Genomic DNA, 17,955 nt, shown 5'->3' on the forward strand with positions numbered 1-17,955 from the left:
GTTCTACCTATCTAGAACTCGGATGTGTAGAAACGGACGCGGTTGAGTCCAACGTGACCAGTCTCTTTGAATCCATCAAGTCTCCGCATATTGCGATTGAGGATTTGCCAACCTTGCTCATAGCCCGGCACCATAGCTCCAGTGTTAGAGCTTTGAACGACATCGGGGCGCCGGCCTCAGGAGGATACGGCCCTTTGGACAAAGCCATCCCGGTCTCGGCACGAAGGACACCAGCGTTCACCAAAAACCCATCATGTAACTGTTCCCCATGGGCGGTAAACAATGCGTTGTGCCACTCGTGTAATGGCGGAGTGAATCCTCGCTTTGGCCGGTTCATCACCCACTCAGGAACCACGCTTTTGAGGGCCTCCCGCAGCCATAACTTTGGAGGGGCCGAACTATCGGGTGATGTCTTCCGGAGTCCGATCACCGTTTCCACCAGTCTGTAGTCGACGAGCGGAAGCCGAAGTTCCACAGACGAGGCCATACTCAATCGATCACCTTGAGCCATCCCGTTCTCCAGCAAGTAGGTTTGACAGATGAGTCGCGTCAGCAAAACATCCACATCAGGCCACGGAAGCGGGACGGTAAAAGGATCGTAGGCGCGTGACGTGTGCAGGTTATCCAAGAACCTGGGAGAATAGAGGCTCTGCAATTCTTTTCGAGCAAGTCGGAAATCTGGCGTGAGGTCATAGAAAATCGTCTGCTCCTTCGGGCTCAGCTGATCTCGCTTGTAGTGTGCCCACGATTCTCGCCCCCCTGCCCCGGCGATCAGCCACTCCTTGATCCCCCACGGGTTCCAGTAGGTAGGAAGCGAGAGCTTCAGGTACTGTTGAAACCGTGGTCCCCCGGAGTTCCGTCCCTCCTGCTTCCGACGGGTCTGCGCGGCGGCCTGCCGCACCCAGGGATATCCCCAAAAGAGTTCATCACCGCCATGCCCTTGGAGCATCACTGAAAGACCAAGCGACTTTGCCTCCTTCATGACCGAATAGGATCCGAAGGCCGAGATATCTGCAATGGGATCGTCCAGCCAAAACATCAACTCGGGGAAAGAAGCTGCAATATCGCTGGAGTGCAGCTCGATCGCGTGGAATGGCAAATCGAGATACTGTGCCAACGCGCGTGCGTCGTTCCGTTCGTCGTGTCGACTGTTCTCGGCGTAGCCGACGGTAATGGCTTGCATCCGGCCGGGATACCTGCGGGACGCCATGGCCGCGATAGCGCTCGAATCGAGCCCTCCGCTGAGGGCGACCCCAACTGGCACGTCCGAATGAACGATCAGTTCGCTGATGGACTCCAGCTCGCGCTTGATCAGCGCGACGGGATCTCCCGTGAGCGCGGGAATGTCTTCCATTCGCCAATAACACCACTGCCTCTGTTCCCAAGTGTCTGCGTTGATGGTCAAGATATGGGCTGCCGGAAGTTTCGATACGCCTCGAATTGGCGTCATGGGATCAGGTACGTACCCGTAATGAAAGTACAGATCGATGGCGGATGGATTCAGTTCAAACGGGATGCAGCCTGCGGCCAGTAAGCCTTTGAGTTCTGAGGAAAAATAGATCTCGCGAGGTCCTATATGAAGATATAAAGGCTTTTCCCCCATTCGATCGCGTGCGAGCATCAGTCGGCGCCGCTGCGAGTCCCACACAGCAAAGGCAAACATTCCTCGCATGTGCTGCACGCAATCGAGCCCATACTGTTCATAGAGATGGACGATGACTTCACAATCGCTTCCGGATGTGAAGCGATGCCCCTGAGAACGCAGCACATTTCTTAGATCTACATGGTTGTAAATCTCGCCGTTGGCAATCGCGACGACCGATCGATCCTCGTTGAAGAGCGGCTGCTGTCCTCCCTTGATATCGATGATGCTCAGGCGGCGCATGTTGAACGCGACCGGACCATCGTGGAACATGCCATGTCCGTCCGGGCCGCGGTGGATCAGCCGTTCACCCATGTGTCTCACACGAGTTAGGGTCTCTCGTTGTAGAGTTTCGGTCGCAATGACGCCGGCGATTCCGCACATTTCCTAGCTGCTCCTTGATTTCAGCATTCCGCGATCTATCTTTGGCCCAACTTTCTCCTATCCCCTCCACTGAGTCTATCCTCGGTTTTGGCTTTCAACCAGCGGGAAATTTTTGTTACAGGGTTCCATGCCCGGCGATACAACCGCTTTAGTTCTGGTCTAGACCCCATCTGGTCAGGCACCTCTTCGCTCAACACATACCAATCGCTCCGTTTCCATCGCTTCAGTAGACCGGTACGGAGCAGGCCTTCGGTTGAACAGCCGCATCTGGTGCAGTCATCTCCAGTCACGTAGTAGGTCCCCGTCAGGAACCATGCCAACGGAAGCACCACGTGTCGGAGTTTTGTCCGGCTCGCAACCAGATAGAGACTACGGCGGATGAGCTGGCGGTGCACGTGCCGCTGCAAGGCCGAGGGCGCACAGTCTCTGACAAACCGCCAGTGATCTATGAGGTTATCCATTGATCGCCTTGAAAATAAAGCCTTCCAAGCCTGGATAAACGTGAGATTCTCCATGCATCGGCTGGAAAGTCCCGTGACGTCGACATGCGATCGTACCACTGCCTCGTACGTGACTCCGAGGCGAAAACCTCGTCGCTTCAATCGGAGAAAAAATTCGTAGTCAGCAATGTAATGAGGAAACCGACTCCCGTTCACGTTTCCGGCTGTTCTTACCATTGAAAGAGGAACCAGTGTCCCTCGACCTGATAGCACGTCGATTTCCGTCGTGTACGTCTCATGCGACTCGATCGCCGTTCTGACCGAGAAACTATAAGAACTCCAGTTGATATATTCTCCGGCGTCGAGAATGCAGGCTGTATCACGGCTATCGACAACCAGCCCTCCTATTGCGGCATTGTGTTCTCTCGACACACGAACCAGCGTCTCGATATAGTGATGGTCGATGAGCGTGTCGTTGTTCATCATAAGCACCATGTCGTCGCTACGGCTTCGAGCAAGACAGTGCGCAATTCCGAACTCCATCGCTTGTCCCCACCACAGTTCTTTGTTGCTCTGCAGCACTGTCACAAGAGGATGGTACTGACGAAGATATTCCGGTGTCCCATCGGTCGACCCACCATCAACAACGATTAGCTCCAGCGGGGCGTAGGACTGCTCGGACAGGCAATCAAGACAGGATTTGGTTAATTCAAGCCGATTGAAGACCGGAATAATGACGTACACACACGAGCTGGATATCGCCAAATCAGCCAGAGTCTGCATACGTTTCGTGCTTCAGTCGCCGTGAGGCATCGCATGAGTATGCCCAACACCATTTTTCTCTATGACGAACAACATCACGCGCCCTGTCGAGCAATACCGGAATTTGGTAAGACGTTCGTCGGAAAGCAGTGCTCGGAACTGTTGCTCGGTCCAGAAGTTGATGTGCCCGACATATTCGTCGAGTGCCCCGTTTGGAATCGTAATGATGACATGCCCCCCGACTTTACACAGTCTAAAGAGTTCAGCGATGGCGTGGGCTGGTTGTTCGAGATGCTCCAGCGTTTCCATACACACCACAGTGTCGAATACCCCGTCTTGGCAAGACACGCGGTAAATGTCGCCCACAAAGAAATGCCCTTCCGGAACCTCCTGACGGCAACGCTTGATGGAAGCCGAAGAAAAATCGGTGCCGTAGATTGCCCGGACCTTCCTGGACGAGGAAAGAACTTTCGAGAAGAATCCTGGCCCACATCCGACATCGATGACGTTTCCGTATAAAAACAGGTCACATTCGTTCAGTACTTCCCGATAGAAGTCTTTTCGTGCTTCCACCAGGTATTCGGACACCAGTCTCTCATCGGCCCAATACTCGTCATACGACTCCATGGCATTATCGACGATGACTTGTACTGACGTATCGGCGGCATGGGTTGCGATCCAGTCCAGCCTAGGCACAAATTTATACTTACCCTTCTCGGTGATCAAATACTGTTTCTTGTCGACGACTTGGTGATCTCGGAAGTCAACCGATGCAAAAGTCTTTCCGCAGAGCACGCCTTCGCACTCTTTGGAGAGGATAAACAGGTGCTTCCCCAGAAGTCGGCGAAGCACCTTTTCAATCAACCGCAACCACATAATCAAAGTCCGTGACGGTCATGTTACCGTATTCGAAGTACCGGTCGTCTGCAGGCGGAGGCACGACGTTGAAGAGCGCAGCGTTGGTGAGACCTCCTAAGTGAACGTTGCGATCCATGGGGACGATGGCAATGTCTATTAAAAATGATTGTGGAAAGAGTCGGGGGTTCAATACCGTGATCTGAACCGTACCGGAGTGTTGCATGCGGTGCACTTTGACGTTCTCATACTGGTGGGTGCTGCTGAACGGAGCCTCTTGGAATGTTAGCCGTTGAACGTCCCTGCCGTCTTGTGTCCGAATCCACACACGTACTTGCCTGTTGTGTGACGAGTCTTGAAGAAAGTCGTAGTCAAAACGGATGATGAAATTCTTCCCGAACGAGATGGATCTGTTCTCGGACGTTCCACCCTCCTCAAACACGTCCACATTCGAGATGTCGACGGTACCGAGACCAAATGGGGTCGGTTGAGGCGCGTCGAGGAGGTTTTCTCGCGCAAGTTGATTGCTGTAGCGTTGGATACAGTCTCTGATTTCACCCTGGAATACCTGTGCCCCCTGCTTCAAGAGCAACCCCGAACGACACAACCGTTCGATGGCTTGAATCGTATGGGAAACAAAAATGATCGCCGTGCCGTTCCGATTGAGTTCCAGCACCTTCTCAATGCATTTATTCTGAAACGTACTGTCGCCGACCGCCAACACCTCATCAATGAGCAGCAGATCCGGACGCGAATGGATGGCGATGGCAAATCCCAAGCGGACATACATACCTGAACTGTAGGTTTTTACCGGAGCATCGAGAAATGTTCCAATATCGGAAAAATCCACGATCTGGTCGAAGCATTGCTCGATTTCGCGGGTCGTCATACCAAGCAGCGAGCCATTGAGTAAAATGTTTTCTCTGCCAGTTAAAAGTGGGTGGAATCCGGCACCCAATGCAATCAAGGCTCCGACTCGTCCACGCACCTCGATACGTCCCTTGTCTGGTTGGTAGATCCCAGCTAGAAGACGCAAGAGCGTGGATTTGCCCGATCCATTACCACCGAGGAGTCCAAGCCGTTCTCCTTGTTTGAGAGTGAAGGTGATTCCATCGACGGCCCAGAACTCATGAGGCCGCAGGCGGTGTGTGTCCGCTGCCATTCCGAGAATATTGCGGCAGACATCGTGTAATCCGTAGTACATGCTGTGCGGTTGCGTAGCGCAAAATTTCTTACCGACACCATCGACGCTCAAGATGCAAGGATCACCCATCAGAGTTTCTCCGCGACCTTCTGTTCACTGATAAAAAATATTCTCCACGACAGGAGGAACACGGCCACGGCGAAGGACACGGCGACCACATAACCCTGAACATCTCGGATTATCCCAGAGATCATCAAATCGCGAGCCCCTCCGACCAAGTACGTCAACGGGTTCAGCCAAATCAAGTCTTGCAATACTTCGTTCCCGACATCCGGCGTATAAATGACCGGGGTAAAAAACATGAGAACACCGAGCAAAGTCGTCATGACTTTCGTCATGTCCCGCACCAGGATCGACAACACTGACACGATCATCCCGATCCCGACCCCTAGCAAGAGCAGCGGCACCAGGCTCAATGGGAAGAATAGCGCTGTCCATTGGGGATGAACGCCGAAGAACGTGAACGCCGCGGCTAATAAAACTAGATTGGCTACCATAGAAAGACTGGCTTGGGCCACCTGTTGCGCGACAAGCACCTGATGCGAAAAGTGTGCGTGCATGATCAAGTTGCTATTGGCACTTAAACTGGATGCTGCTGACGTGAACACTGCCATGAATACGCCCCAGATGGTTGTCCCCAACAATACGAACAACGGATAAGGCACATCTGACTTCCCGGGCATCAACACACCTACTTGGTTTAAGAACAACCAGGACGCAATGCCGATCAGTGGAGACACCCAGGTCCAGGCGATTCCGAGCAAGGATTGCTTCGAGGCTGCCAGCATATCTCGGTAGAATAATTGGACAATGAGCTCTCGAGATTGCGCGATACCAGCGACCATCGCGACCCAGCACCGGACAAATCCAAGTTTGACTCGGTACTCAGGTTCATACACGGTTTGCTCTTCACCGATTGGCATGATGATCTTCACAGGCCAGATCATAATAGTCTGTTCATGGAGCGGAGGTGCTCGAACAGTCGGTCGAACCGGTGTTGCCATGTATGAGATTGCAACGCCCGCTTCTTTCCGGCATCACGAATTCTCAACGTTGCCGCGATGTTCTTCGAGTAAAAGGACAGTTTATCGATGAGCTCGATGGGGTCATTCCAGGTTTCAATCTCCTCGCCAATCTTATAGTACTCTGCATGATCAGGTGCCTCTTGGGTGAGATAAAACCCTCTCGACATCGGGACCTCAAAGTCTCTGAGTCGGCATTGTAACTGTCTTGAGGCAATGACATGTGTTCCTCCATGCCATCCAGTGTCGGAGAACCCAAGATTCACAAAGCTTGATCGGAAAATTTCAGGAAGGGCCTCGTCGGAGCACGGAGAACAATATTCAGGACCATCCAGCTCCTCAAAGATGTGAGCCCTTGCAATCTTTTTTCTGATCGGGCCGATCAACCCATCGCTCCCTTCCGCTCGCAAGCGTGGAAGTGCGTAATACCGAAGGTCGTGCCAGATTTTGTAGAGATCCCAATCAAATTGATAAGGGCTTGGTGTTTCTCGTTTCCATCCTCGCCCGTACACAGTGGGCATGAAGCCATGATCCACGCATGTGGCGAGCAATGCTCGCCGATATGGGTTGAAACTTCCAACAAAACAGATGTCTCTTTGCGCAGCAGGTTCCATGCCAGTATCTGAGGCATACCAGTCAGGATTTGCGGCCATCGGCATCCAATGAATATCCTGACAAAATGGCTTGAGGTGCTCCGTATTGGCCATTTGTGCCACAGCCAGCACGTCAAAGTATGGAGCGGTGCGAATGACACGGTACCACTGAAAAGCCATGTCAACATGGTAGTTGACCATGGGAACATTCAAGTCGCGAAGTCGCTTAGCTGTTTCAACAGTGAGGAAATCGTCGTAGACGACAAAAAACATGATATCGAGACGGCGAGACGCCTTCAGGCTTCGCGCAAGGGCAACGAGTTGCTCGTTGAGTTCATCGCGATTATCTCGCCAGGGTCTCGACCCTAAACGACCCATCCCACCAGGATACGTGAATACCTCTAATCGATCGCAGTAGTGCTGGCGCAAAGTGCCGAGGAGATTGATCTCAATCCATCGCTCAGGTGGGAGTACGGCAAGTACGTTCATGTCCAGAGGGCCTGGGGGGCTCCTTAGAAATCACGGTGCTCAAAGATTCGGCAGGCTCCACCCAAAAGTACTGCAGCATAAAGTATTCCATAAAAAGTAGCCGCTAGCTGGTAATCCACGCTCACGACGCTGCCGCTGGCGGCCTGTCCTTTGATGTTCAATAACTCCAGGTTAGGACAGACGTAGTACAATGCTGTCATAACGCCTTCGGCGATGGGATCCTTGCTCTTCTCTGCGATACCCTTCAGGTCACCAGTCAGATGGCCGATGATATAGAATCCCAGGGTCATGATTGCGCTGAGCGTAGGAGAGCTGAAGGTGGAGAAGAACATGGCCAAAGCGGTCGTCACCAACACCTCAACCAACATGAGTTCAACTGCCTGAAACAGCGATCCATGAATCGCATTTCCGCTTAGCCACACCGTCGCAAGGAACATTGTGAACATAATGCCGATATTGAGGCCGCCGATAAATATCAGGCCGCAATACTTTCCCAAGACAAACTGAGTCCGGGTGATCGGTCGGGCTAATATTGTGTAGATTGTTCGACGATCTATTTCCTTAGTGACAAGCCCGATTCCAACGAATATCGCAATAATCACCCCAACTAAATTGATTGATGCCAGACCGACGTCATTGATAATTCTGGCCTGTTCCCCGATCGTCAGGGTGCCCAGTAGGACGGAAGCACCGATTAGGAGCAAGGCGAAGAACACAAGATTGTAAAGGATCTTATCTCGAAGAGTTTCCCGGAACGTATTCTGAGCGACGACCAGGAGACTGTGCATATCACATCCGTTGACTTGTTTGTTCCAAGAAGATTTCTTCGAGTGAGCCTTTGTGAGGGATCACAGACACGAGTTTGCCTCCTGCATGTCGAATGGCGGCCAGCACATCCTCTAACCGCTGTTGTCCTGGAATGGCCATCCAACACCGAGTCCCTCTCTGTAACACACGCATTGCCACTTCCTTAACCAAAGGGATGCTTTCTCCATTAATTCCTTCACATACGACCTCCACTGATTGGGCAACGTTTCGGTTGACGAGCTCGTCGATGGAGCCCACTGCCAGCATCTTGCCTTTGGCAAGAATCCCAACCCGGTCGCATATCATCTCTACGTCGGTAATGATGTGCGTGCTGAAAAATATGGTCTTGCCCTGATCTCGAAGCCCCAAAATGATGTCTCGAACATCTTTTCTCCCAACGGGATCCAGACCGGACATCGGCTCATCCAGCATGACGAGTTGTGGATCATGGATCAGTGCTTGTGCCAAACCAACTCGTTGCAGCATCCCTTTCGAAAATTTTCTCAGTGGACGGCAGCGTGCCTCAGTCAAACCTACCCGTTCCAACAATGCCGGTATGCGTTGCTGTAGATCGGAGGTATTCACTCGCCCTAGCTGGCCGTAGAACCATAGAAACTCCTCGGCTGTGAGGTAATCGTAGAAATATGGAGACTCCGGCAAATAACCGATGTTCTTGTGCATCTCGACATCGAGTGCCGGCCGCCCCAATAATTCGACGGTTCCGCTCGTCGCCCGCATCAAGCCAAGCACGATTTTCATCGTGGTCGTTTTGCCTGCTCCATTCGGACCCAGAAACCCAAAGATCTCTCCTTGCCCAACGGAGAGAGAGACCTCATGAAGAGCCGTGACAGCCGGTTGCCATGGCCAGGTAGGTCGATGAGTCTTACTGAGCTTGTCTATGACAATTGCATCCATCTGCTATCCCATCCGCTGGGGGGGAACTTTTTTGCACCTACCTAATCAGAGGAGAAACAAACAGTCCATTTTTTGCGGCCCCCTGCAGATCCTCACTGAATCATAGCAGGACACCGAAAATCATCAAGCATTCAGGCAATTTGCACGCGTGTCATCACGAGAACTGATCTATGGTAGGAGCAATCAGAGGGATGGAGATATCGAATACTTAAGAGTGGGAATGCGGCTCGCCGAAATCTGGTTCCCTATTTCCCCCTTCTTCTTCCAGTAAGCGTCAATCGTTCAGCCATCGTGCTGCTGGAGACGGTTCCAGTACGTGCATCGTAGATATACCGTCCCCCTGACGGTTCTTCCGGTAACGTTTTGAGCACATGTGATTGCACGAGGGCATCGAGGCTGTCTGGGAAGTGCCCCATCTGCTTCTGGTATTCAACGATCGCGTACTCGAGCAGCTGCAAATCCCGTTCGGTCAACACAAGCCTGAGCCGTACCTCCAGCAGCTTCTTTGCACTCTCATCCGTTGTATGTCTATACATGGCTGCTAGAATATCGACAGCTTGCTGCGGCGAACGAGCCGATACAAACAGATTAGCTGCCAACGTTCCCAGCATCGCCGGTGCGCCCCTGACTTGAGAGGCTTGCATCATGTACTGAGCGGCAGTGGCATCATCGTATAACTCGTAATAGTAATTGATGCCAAGGAGAAACGGGAGTTTCCACTCAGTTGGGTTATTCAGAATGCCTTTCTTCAGGAGCTGATTGCTCTCCTCCGGAAGTACGACAAGGGTAGTGAGTGCAAGTCCGCCCGCCTCATACGCTCGCACAAATTGTGGGTCTATAGTGGTAATGCTGTCTAGCACACGATACAACCATTGTCCATTCGAGTCCGATACCTTTTTCTCGCCCATCACCTGTATTGCCTGGATCCAGAGCATATCTGCAAGCAGTTCACGATAGCCTAACGAGGCGATTCTCAAATACTCTCCGTTTGGAAGGTATCTCATCTGTTCCAGCTTCTTCTCTGCTTCTTGCCAAGGCGTGAGATAAAGTTGAAGCCCCAGCAACGTGACCATGACCGTAAGGCTCAATGGCCAGAAAACCCCATGCTCTCGTAGTGATCTCATTGAATTAACTCCAATGCTAACGCTCTCTCCAGCGGAGTGAGATCAACGGACATGAATTGCCGTTCGGTCTCATTCAGCGCTCCACTCCCGTACGTAGAAAGAACGGTTCTTATTGCGGCCAATTCTGCGCCATAGTCGCCGGGAATCCCCGCTTGTACTGATAACTCAGCAAGTAGGGCGCGGCCTGGTAGAAAGTTCGGCTCGTGATTTTTGGCAATCTTGAGCAAAACAATCGCGTCTCCCAATCGTCCAGCGGTACGATACATTTGGGCCAAGTCAAAATAACTGAAAGGAGAAAAGGGGTCTAAGCGCATGGCTTCCCGGTAATAGCTGGCAGCCTGCTCCAGGAGCTCTTCACGTTTCTGTATTGAGATGTGTTGACCTGCCATCAGGCGGTAGATTGCTCCTAAACGATACGCAAATCGCCCGTCTCGCCCATTCAACTTCAAGGCAATACTTTCTTCGCTTGCCGCCTGTACCAGCCATTCAGGATTGCCAGATTCGTAAAAGAGTTGGGTGGCAGTCCGAGCCGCCGCATCGTGATAGCCCGTGGTTCCAGGATCGATCGTTGTGGCACGAACATACCAATCGATAGCCTGCTCAAGTCTTCCCAGACGGGCTTCTTGCTTTCCTTGTTCATAGAGATACCATCCAGCAGTGGATTGCACACACACAACCGCCAGACTCAGACCTCCGAGGACAATACCTACGGCCCGACTTGGATGGTAGAGAAACGACACCTGCTTCCACGGCAATGTTTCAGGCTTTGTTATATAGCGCAAGGTGTAGACGCATCCGGCACAGAGGATGAGCAAGATGACTAGGGCAGGTTCGTGAAAAGTCGAATCGACTAGGGCGTGCAGCAAGAGATTACATGTCGCTGCTGTGAGGCCGATGACGAGTCCCCGATCCCCTTCTTCTTGCTGCTCAAACCAAAGCTGCCGCGCATTCCATGCCCAGATACCAATACCGAGCAGGAAAATGACAAGTCCTGGTATTCCAAGCTCTACCCCGATCTGCAGATACTCGTTGTGTGCCGACTCAGGTCGTTTCCAATACTGTACGATGCTGTCCTTGATAGGGAACCGATCCTGAAAGGATCCGTGTTTGTACATGCCTACCCCAATTCCTAACGGTGTATCGGCCAGGCGACTGAGGGAACTCTTCCAGATGTCCAGCCTTGTGTAGGCATACGGATCTTCTGCCCCGACATTGATGACTCGATGTGAAAGAGGATTTGGCACGATAATTCCAACGGCAAGGCATACTGTGGCAATTGCTAAGAATTGTTTTCCAAAACGACTAAACCCGAGGATGGAGATTCCCCCGATGAGAGCCAGCAAGGCTCCTCGAGATTGTGCCAGGACGAATGCCACCGATGTGATGGCAATGGTCGTTCCAATGAACACTCGTTCGGGAGCTGATTTTTCATTCTGTCTCAGAAACAATACCAATCCAAGGGCTACAAGTAGGACAGCGGCTTCATACGTTGCAAAAAAGTTAGGATTGAAAAATGTGCCTCTTGCTCTTTCCTCTCCGAGCCACATGTATTGGGCAATTCCCACTATTCCTTGGAAAATGCCCATGCCTAAGATCAATCGAAGATATATTAGAACCTGCGTCTTGGTATTGAGGCGTTGCACGAGGAGCATGAAGAGTAATGCGTACAATAGGATACTCATGACCCACTGCACGGCGGCATTCTTGTACGGCGCCCATATCAGGGATAGTGTGGCCAAACTGCTGAAGAGGAAAACAGCAAGAGCGAGATGATCCCACGGTAACCGAAGCGTTCGGCTCTTCATCCCATCGAGAAACCACAGGACTACACTTGCAAGTAGAGTGAGTCGAATGACGAGAACGGGAAGCTGTGTAGTGCCCCCGTCAATCAAAGGCGAGAATAGGATGAGAAATCCGATAGCGCTACATGACCCAGCGATTTCCCACCTTGTCATGTGTCGCACCACCCAGCCTAGTAGGTGTCTTGAGCATTGTTTAGGTGTAACGGTTTGAAAATTCTCGACCTGAGTTATTGAAGGAGGTGGATTGACCTGCGTCCGATCATTGACCACAGAATCACCCATCTGAAACAACAAGGGAGGGAGGCGATGGAGCCTCCCTCCCTCTTGACCTACAGTCTCAGTCCGGCAGAATTATGTGCCCTGCGATACGTCGTTGTAGGTATTCTGTAGATTGCGCTGGTCATTGATAAACCAGTGGTCGCATGCGACGTCGCCGTCTACATTGCCATTCGCACCTGCCGTGAAGCCTGTTGGCGTAGCCAACACGTTAAACCCTCCGCTCGACGGAGCTACTCCAACGTTGCAAGGCGTAGCCGCGTTAGAACTGCCGGGGAAGCGAGTAACCGTGGTGCCGTTGCCGTTACCAGTATTTACGCCGTCTTGATACCAGTACGAGTAGCGTGGTGTGCCGGATGGCTGCCAGCCGATATTCGAAATTGACGGTGGCGAATAGCTCTGGGGATTTTGAGATTCAGCTTGGTATGCCACCGCTGACGTGAAAATAGCTCCCAAGCTCACCTTGGCTTCCGATTGCTTCGACTTGGCCTGATAGGCGACGAAGTTGGGAATGGCGATCGCCGCCAGGATCCCGATGATCGCGACGACGATCATCAACTCAATGAGGGTAAAACCCTCTTGTTTACGGAGCGACGTCAACATTGTACTGCCTCCTTGTTGGTGGTTCACTGACGGCTCGGTTCATAACCTGCGGCGCCTGTGTTGCCGCCTACCGGTTCTCATAGCAGGTTCAATGCCGCCAAGTGACAAGGCTGAGCGTATCACTTATCCCTGATGTTGCAATCAGTTATAAAAAAACTGCCAGATAAGCAACCCGTATCGGGCGGTCGTGTGACCGTAATGTGTTCAGAAGAGCCAAGAATTGGCACTTGTGGGGTTAGGAAGCAGGTTATACAAGACCAGAGGAAACCTGCCGATCACTCGTCTGGTTAGACGCAATAGCTAAGGGCTTGTTTGATAGGAAGGAAGATTAGGGGATGGCTTGTTGGCTCTGCGTCTTCTCGGCAACACGACGCTTTGCCTGCTGGATCCGCTCTTCAGAGGCAGGATTAGTTAGGCCCTGCTCCCGGAACCGTTGGAGCAGTTTATCGTTGGAAGGGTCAAGCTCAAGGGAATGAAGCCACGCGTCACGCGCGTCCGTCGACTTCTGTTGCTTCATATAGACGTCCCCTAAATGCTCGTAGATCACAGGATCATCGCCGACGAGGGTGACGGCTTTCTTGATCTCGTGGAGGGCCTCGGTGAGCATCCCGGACTTATAGAACGCCCATCCCAGACTATCCACGTAGTAACCATTCTCCGGCTTTAGGGCGACCGCTCGTTTTGTCAGGGACAAGGCTTGTTCGATCTTAATTCCACGATCGGCATAACTGTACCCCAGATAGTTCAGCGCATCCGAATGATGAGGATCCAGGGAGAGTGCTGTTTCCATTGCACGTTCCACGTCCTCGAAGCGATTCAACTTGTCGTATGCCGTGCCAAGGTTGAAATGGAGGTCAGCGTTTTTGGGATGATGCCGAATCCCTTCCTCAAATGCTTGCGTAGCCTTTTCAAACTGATCACTCTGCAAATGTGCCAACCCAAGTACAATGTACGGCTCTGGTTGCTTCGGTACCAGATGGACGGCCTCACTGAGATGCGTGACAGCTTCAGGAAATTGTTTAAGCCGATAGAGAAGCACACCCAGGTGCATGTGGCTATCTGAGAATTTCGGATCCAAGTGAATGTTGTATCGATAGGTTTCGATTGCCTTGGGAAAATCTTTCGTCTCTTCGTATAGGTATCCGAGGTAGTCGCGCACCTTGAGCTCGGCCGGCTTGGCTTGCAAAATGTCGGTTAACAGATTGATGGCCTTGGAGAATTCTTTTTTTTCTCCATAGATCAATGCCATCCGCAATTGGGCATCGAGATCTCCTGGATTGTCTTGCAATATCGTTTCAAGTTCTGCGAGCCCTCCGGCATAATCTTTCGTCGCAATATATAACTGAACCAAATGCTGGCGAATATCTCGATTGCGTGGATTCACCTGCTCCAGGTACCGCTTCAGAACAGCGATGGCTTTGCCCTTCTCTTGGCGTGACTCAAACACCGATGCTTGTGCAAGGTAGGCCGGTTCAAACGCGGGATTCACGGTGATGGCACGCTCAAAATTTGCTACGGCTTGCTCGGTGTTTCCAGCCTCTAATGAGACCCGCCCCAGGTAGTAATGGCCAATCGGGGAATCCTGGCTGTACTGTAGCCCCTTTTTTATGGCTTGTTCCGCCTCGGTGATTCGCTTCTGATTTAACAGGATCAACCCTTTGGGGAAATAGGACTCTCCCCTCTCTGGGGCACTGTCAAGCGCCTTGTCCAACAACTCAAGCGCACGTTCCGGTTTTCCGGCACTGGCGAGGATGCCGGCCATCTGCGTAAGCATCTGAGGCTCTTGTCCCGTCCCTTGTCCCACTTCTTCAGCATACTGAACGGCCTGCGGGAGATCTCCCAACGCAAAATAGATGGCGGCCAAACGCGATTGGACTTCTCGCGACTTCGGATCGATCTTTAAGGCCGCGTGATACTCCTTGAGAGCCGTGTCGATATCTTGGGAGAGCTCAGCTTGGTGTCCCATCATGAAATGATACGTCGCATCGGAGTCCGGTGCGGTCGGTAAAGGCTGCTGCGACGCAATCGGCGGTTGAGCGGTCTTTTGGGGATGAGGGGCCGCTGCACAGGCCACCAGGACACAAGGGATAAGCCAACTTATCCCCGGAGCAATAATCCCTCTGCTTATAGATAATCGGCTACCAGGCGTCATGATTAGATCCTGCTTATGACTTTAATTGGGGTTGATTGGGCATGGGTACAGGGAGATTATACCGAGTGGTGGAAGGATGCGCAAATCGCTCGCATGCCAGTGGATGCCGAAGAATTCCTCTCAGCTCCGCTCGCCTCGTGCCGAGACTCAATGTGCGGCAACGAGTAGGGATTCCCCTCAGTCATTAGGCTTCACGAAGGTCAAGGCTTTCGAATTTGGCGTAGCGATCCTGGAAAAACAGTTCTTTTTTCCCAATGGGGCCGTTTCGATGTTTACTTACAATGATGTCCGCAATTCCCTTTCTTTCCGAATTCTGATCGTACACGTCTTCACGGTAAATAAACATGACCACATCGGCATCCTGCTCGATCGCGCCACTTTCCCGAAGGTCAGCCAGCATAGGAATCGGTGGTTTACGTGCCTCCACGGCACGGCTCAGCTGAGAGAGTGCGACGACTGGGACATTGAGCTCTTTCGCTAAGGCTTTCAAGGAACGAGAGATATCGGAGATCTCCTGTTGGCGAGATTCAGAATCGCTTCGGCCTTGCATCAGTTGCAGGTAGTCAACGATGAGCAGATCCAGCCCCTTCTCGGCTTTGAGACGACGCGCTTTTCCGCGCATCTGCTGCACGGTAATTCCTCCGGTGTCGTCGATATAGATCGGGGCTTGCTCCAATCGACCGGCTGCCTCCGCCAGTCTCCACCAGTCTTCTTTCTGCAGTTTTCCCGTGCGGAGCGCGTGTGAATCGACTCGTGCTTCGGAGCTCAGCATGCGTAGGACGATTTGGGGTTTGGACATTTCCAGGCTGAAAATGCCGACGACTGTGCTAGCATGAATCGCGGCATGTGTCGCGAACCCCAAGGCCAGACTTGTTTTCCCCATGCTTGGTCGCCCTGCCACCACGACTAAATCCGAAGCCTGTAGCCCAGCGGTAATATCATCAAGGTCATAGTAGCCGGTTGGCACACCGGTGACATGCTCTTTACGTTTCGACAGCTTGTCGATGACATCGAGACTTTCCTTTATGACTTGACTGATCGGACTAAACGCTCGTTCCAGCTTGCCCTGGGCAATGCTGAACACCGACCGCTCAGCAAAATCGAGGAGGTCATCGATGGAGGCTGTTCCCTCATATCCCCTGGTCAGCACCTCTGTCGACGTGCTAATCAACTGACGGGCGACGGCCTTGTCTCGAACAATTTTGCAGTGATAGCGAATATTGGCCGAACTCGGCACAATCTGGACTAATTCCGCGAGGTACGCTGCCCCTCCAATCGCCTCGAGTTCCTTACGTGCCTTGAGTCGTTCGGTCAACGTGATGTGGTCAATGACCTCGCCGGTGTCCGCCAGTTCAAGCATCGCTTGAAAGACTTTCTTGTGGGCCGTTCGGTAGAAGTCGTCCTCGACCAATAGTTCCATTGCCTTCGGCATGGCGGCGTTATCAAGCAGGATCGCACCAAGCACCGACTGCTCTGCCTCTAAGTTTTGTGGCGGAAGTTTTGGTTGGGAGAGATCAACTGAACTGCCAGCCATCATGGCGTCCTTCTATGGCTGACGGCCAGTGTGTGAACGAGGTCTCGTTTCAGCACTGTTCGCCTCTGAAGTTGGGGTGTTCTCGCCGTGATTCCGGTTTGGTGTGCATCGGCCTGTTGCAACAGCAGGACACGGTCCTCGTGAGATCGATCCGTGCCGAGGATGATCGTCGAGGAGATGTCTGATTGACGACCCACCTCAGCAGCGATGCGGATTAGGTTTTGACCAGAGGCTGCAACTGATCGTTGAAAGACTCTCAACCCGGCCTGGCGAAGCTCTCTGCAGATGGAACTCACTTCATAGGAGGTGTTCGGGGGACCTATCACAAGAATCCTGGGCTCAAGGGGCCTGATGATACCGGAAAGATTGAGGCTTCGGAAGAGGCGATCGACATTGAGCCCGAATCCCGTGGATGGCAGGTCGCGACCAAACCGTCCGATAAGGTGGTTGTACCGTCCTCCCCCGCCTAGTTCCACCTCGATGCCGTCCGAGAATACGTCAAAGACCACTCCATCATAATAATCGAACCCGCGAAATTCCCCCAAATCCAACAAGAGAAGGTCCTGAAAGCCTAAGGCGCATAGTGTTTCATAGACACCTGCCAATCGATCTAACGCGTGTAGCAGCGGCTTCTCACCTTTGGCGAGAGTACGTCCTTTCACCAAGACTTCAGCGGTTCCGCAGAGCTCAAGAGCATCCAGGATTCGATGTGCGGCGCGTTTACCCACGAATTCTTGCAAGAGAATTTCTTCCAGCCGTGGCAAATCCTTTCGGGCGGCGGCCTCCTCTGCCCGTTTCCTTCCCTCGGCAGAGAGCCCAGTACATACCAGGAGGCCTTTGAAAAACCCGACATGCCCCAGAGATACCTTGAATGACTGAAGCCCAATCTCACGAAGGGATTCGATCATGAGGGTGATCATCTCGCAGTCGGCAGCCGGATCATCTGTGCCGATCAGTTCAGCGCCGACTTGAAAGAGCTCGCGGTCTCGGCCAACATGTTCTGGTTCATAGCGAAACACAGTGGCGCGGTAGGACAACCGCAAAGGGAGACGGGCACCCACCATACCCATCGCGACCGTTCGAGCAATTTGTGCGGTGACGTCAGGCCTCAAGAGCAAGATACGGCCGGTCGTCCGGTCGATGATTTTATAGGAATTCTCTGCCAGTTTCGGTTCCAACCCTGGCGCCAGCACATCGAGATATTCAAAGGTCGGTAGGATAATCTCGTCGTATCCAGATACGTAGAACCACCGGAGCAGCTCTGATTCCAGATGACGTACATGCCGAGCTGCTTCTGGAAGGATGGTGGCCATCCCCACTGGAACGAGTGAGCGTTCTCGCACGAGAGACA

13 protein-coding genes and 1 pseudogene are annotated in these 17,955 nt (G+C 52.5%); all 14 read right to left on the reverse strand.

What is annotated here, in order from left to right; all coding sequences use genetic code 11:
* Nucleotides 1–7: 7 nt before the first annotated feature.
* Nucleotides 8–2,026, reverse strand: a complete 2,019-nt coding sequence (gene asnB, locus ACYX34_RS04805) for an asparagine synthase (glutamine-hydrolyzing) (protein WP_462075418.1) — start codon at nt 2,024–2,026, stop codon at nt 8–10.
* A 35-nt stretch (nt 2,027–2,061) separates the two neighbouring features.
* On the reverse strand, nt 2,062–3,249 hold the full coding sequence (locus tag ACYX34_RS04810) for a glycosyltransferase family 2 protein (RefSeq protein WP_462075419.1): 1,188 nt from the start codon (nt 3,247–3,249) through the stop codon (nt 2,062–2,064).
* Between the two features lie 12 nt (nt 3,250–3,261).
* On the reverse strand, nt 3,262–4,104 hold the full coding sequence (locus tag ACYX34_RS04815; protein ID WP_462075420.1) for a class I SAM-dependent methyltransferase: 843 nt from the start codon (nt 4,102–4,104) through the stop codon (nt 3,262–3,264).
* Nucleotides 4,085–5,356 carry an ABC transporter ATP-binding protein gene (locus ACYX34_RS04820; protein WP_462075421.1) on the reverse strand — a complete coding sequence of 424 codons (1,272 nt, stop codon included), beginning with the start codon at nt 5,354–5,356 and terminating at the stop codon, nt 4,085–4,087. Before ACYX34_RS04820 ends, ACYX34_RS04815 begins: the two co-directional genes overlap by 20 nt.
* Nucleotides 5,356–6,291 (reverse strand): ABC transporter permease, encoded by a 936-nt coding sequence (locus ACYX34_RS04825; protein WP_462075422.1) that lies wholly within the window; start codon nt 6,289–6,291, stop codon nt 5,356–5,358. Before ACYX34_RS04825 ends, ACYX34_RS04820 begins: the two co-directional genes overlap by 1 nt.
* Entirely contained in the window at nt 6,231–7,391 is a 1,161-nt protein-coding gene (locus tag ACYX34_RS04830) for a glycosyltransferase family protein (protein WP_462075423.1), read from the reverse strand. The genes ACYX34_RS04825 and ACYX34_RS04830 overlap by 61 nt, the downstream gene beginning before the upstream one ends.
* A 23-nt stretch (nt 7,392–7,414) precedes the next feature.
* Nucleotides 7,415–8,179, reverse strand: a complete 765-nt coding sequence (locus ACYX34_RS04835) for an ABC transporter permease (RefSeq protein WP_462075424.1) — start codon at nt 8,177–8,179, stop codon at nt 7,415–7,417.
* 1 nt (nt 8,180) lies between these two features.
* Nucleotides 8,181–9,113, reverse strand: a complete 933-nt coding sequence (locus tag ACYX34_RS04840) for an ABC transporter ATP-binding protein (protein ID WP_462075425.1) — start codon at nt 9,111–9,113, stop codon at nt 8,181–8,183.
* Nucleotides 9,114–9,358: 245 nt separating this feature from the next.
* Nucleotides 9,359–10,237 carry a hypothetical protein gene (locus ACYX34_RS04845; protein WP_462075426.1) on the reverse strand — a complete coding sequence of 293 codons (879 nt, stop codon included), beginning with the start codon at nt 10,235–10,237 and terminating at the stop codon, nt 9,359–9,361.
* Nucleotides 10,234–12,192, reverse strand: a complete 1,959-nt coding sequence (locus ACYX34_RS04850) for an O-antigen ligase family protein (protein WP_462075427.1) — start codon at nt 12,190–12,192, stop codon at nt 10,234–10,236. Before ACYX34_RS04850 ends, ACYX34_RS04845 begins: the two co-directional genes overlap by 4 nt.
* Before the next feature lie 456 nt (nt 12,193–12,648).
* Nucleotides 12,649–12,918 (reverse strand): annotated as a pseudogene (locus ACYX34_RS04855) (type IV pilin protein); the annotation flags it as partial.
* A gap of 328 nt (nt 12,919–13,246) precedes the next feature.
* Complete coding sequence (locus tag ACYX34_RS04860; protein ID WP_462075428.1) at nt 13,247–15,070, reverse strand: tetratricopeptide repeat protein; 1,824 nt, start codon at nt 15,068–15,070, stop codon at nt 13,247–13,249.
* A gap of 184 nt (nt 15,071–15,254) precedes the next feature.
* Nucleotides 15,255–16,607: a replicative DNA helicase gene (gene dnaB / locus ACYX34_RS04865; RefSeq protein ID WP_462075429.1), complete on the reverse strand. Its 1,353-nt coding sequence runs from the start codon at nt 16,605–16,607 to the stop codon at nt 15,255–15,257.
* Nucleotides 16,604–17,947 carry an ATP phosphoribosyltransferase regulatory subunit gene (gene hisZ / locus ACYX34_RS04870; RefSeq protein WP_462075430.1) on the reverse strand — a complete coding sequence of 448 codons (1,344 nt, stop codon included), beginning with the start codon at nt 17,945–17,947 and terminating at the stop codon, nt 16,604–16,606. The genes dnaB and hisZ overlap by 4 nt, the downstream gene beginning before the upstream one ends.
* Between the last annotated feature and the right edge of the window lie 8 nt (nt 17,948–17,955).

This window comes from Nitrospira sp. CMX1 (assembly GCF_054902215.1).

Excerpts from the sequence above, each read along its gene's own strand:
- asnB (WP_462075418.1), bottom strand. The coding sequence starts at position 2,026 with ATGTGCGGAATCGCCGGCGTCATTGCGACCGAAACTCTACAACGAGAG.
- ACYX34_RS04810 (WP_462075419.1), bottom strand. The coding sequence starts at position 3,249 with ATGCAGACTCTGGCTGATTTGGCGATATCCAGCTCGTGTGTGTACGTC.
- ACYX34_RS04815 (WP_462075420.1), bottom strand. The coding sequence starts at position 4,104 with ATGTGGTTGCGGTTGATTGAAAAGGTGCTTCGCCGACTTCTGGGGAAG.
- ACYX34_RS04820 (WP_462075421.1), bottom strand. The coding sequence starts at position 5,356 with ATGGGTGATCCTTGCATCTTGAGCGTCGATGGTGTCGGTAAGAAATTT.
- ACYX34_RS04825 (WP_462075422.1), bottom strand. The coding sequence starts at position 6,291 with ATGGCAACACCGGTTCGACCGACTGTTCGAGCACCTCCGCTCCATGAA.
- ACYX34_RS04830 (WP_462075423.1), bottom strand. The coding sequence starts at position 7,391 with ATGAACGTACTTGCCGTACTCCCACCTGAGCGATGGATTGAGATCAAT.
- ACYX34_RS04835 (WP_462075424.1), bottom strand. The coding sequence starts at position 8,179 with ATGCACAGTCTCCTGGTCGTCGCTCAGAATACGTTCCGGGAAACTCTT.
- ACYX34_RS04840 (WP_462075425.1), bottom strand. The coding sequence starts at position 9,113 with ATGGATGCAATTGTCATAGACAAGCTCAGTAAGACTCATCGACCTACC.
- ACYX34_RS04845 (WP_462075426.1), bottom strand. The coding sequence starts at position 10,237 with ATGAGATCACTACGAGAGCATGGGGTTTTCTGGCCATTGAGCCTTACG.
- ACYX34_RS04850 (WP_462075427.1), bottom strand. The coding sequence starts at position 12,192 with ATGACAAGGTGGGAAATCGCTGGGTCATGTAGCGCTATCGGATTTCTC.
- ACYX34_RS04860 (WP_462075428.1), bottom strand. The coding sequence starts at position 15,070 with ATGACGCCTGGTAGCCGATTATCTATAAGCAGAGGGATTATTGCTCCG.
- dnaB (WP_462075429.1), bottom strand. The coding sequence starts at position 16,607 with ATGATGGCTGGCAGTTCAGTTGATCTCTCCCAACCAAAACTTCCGCCA.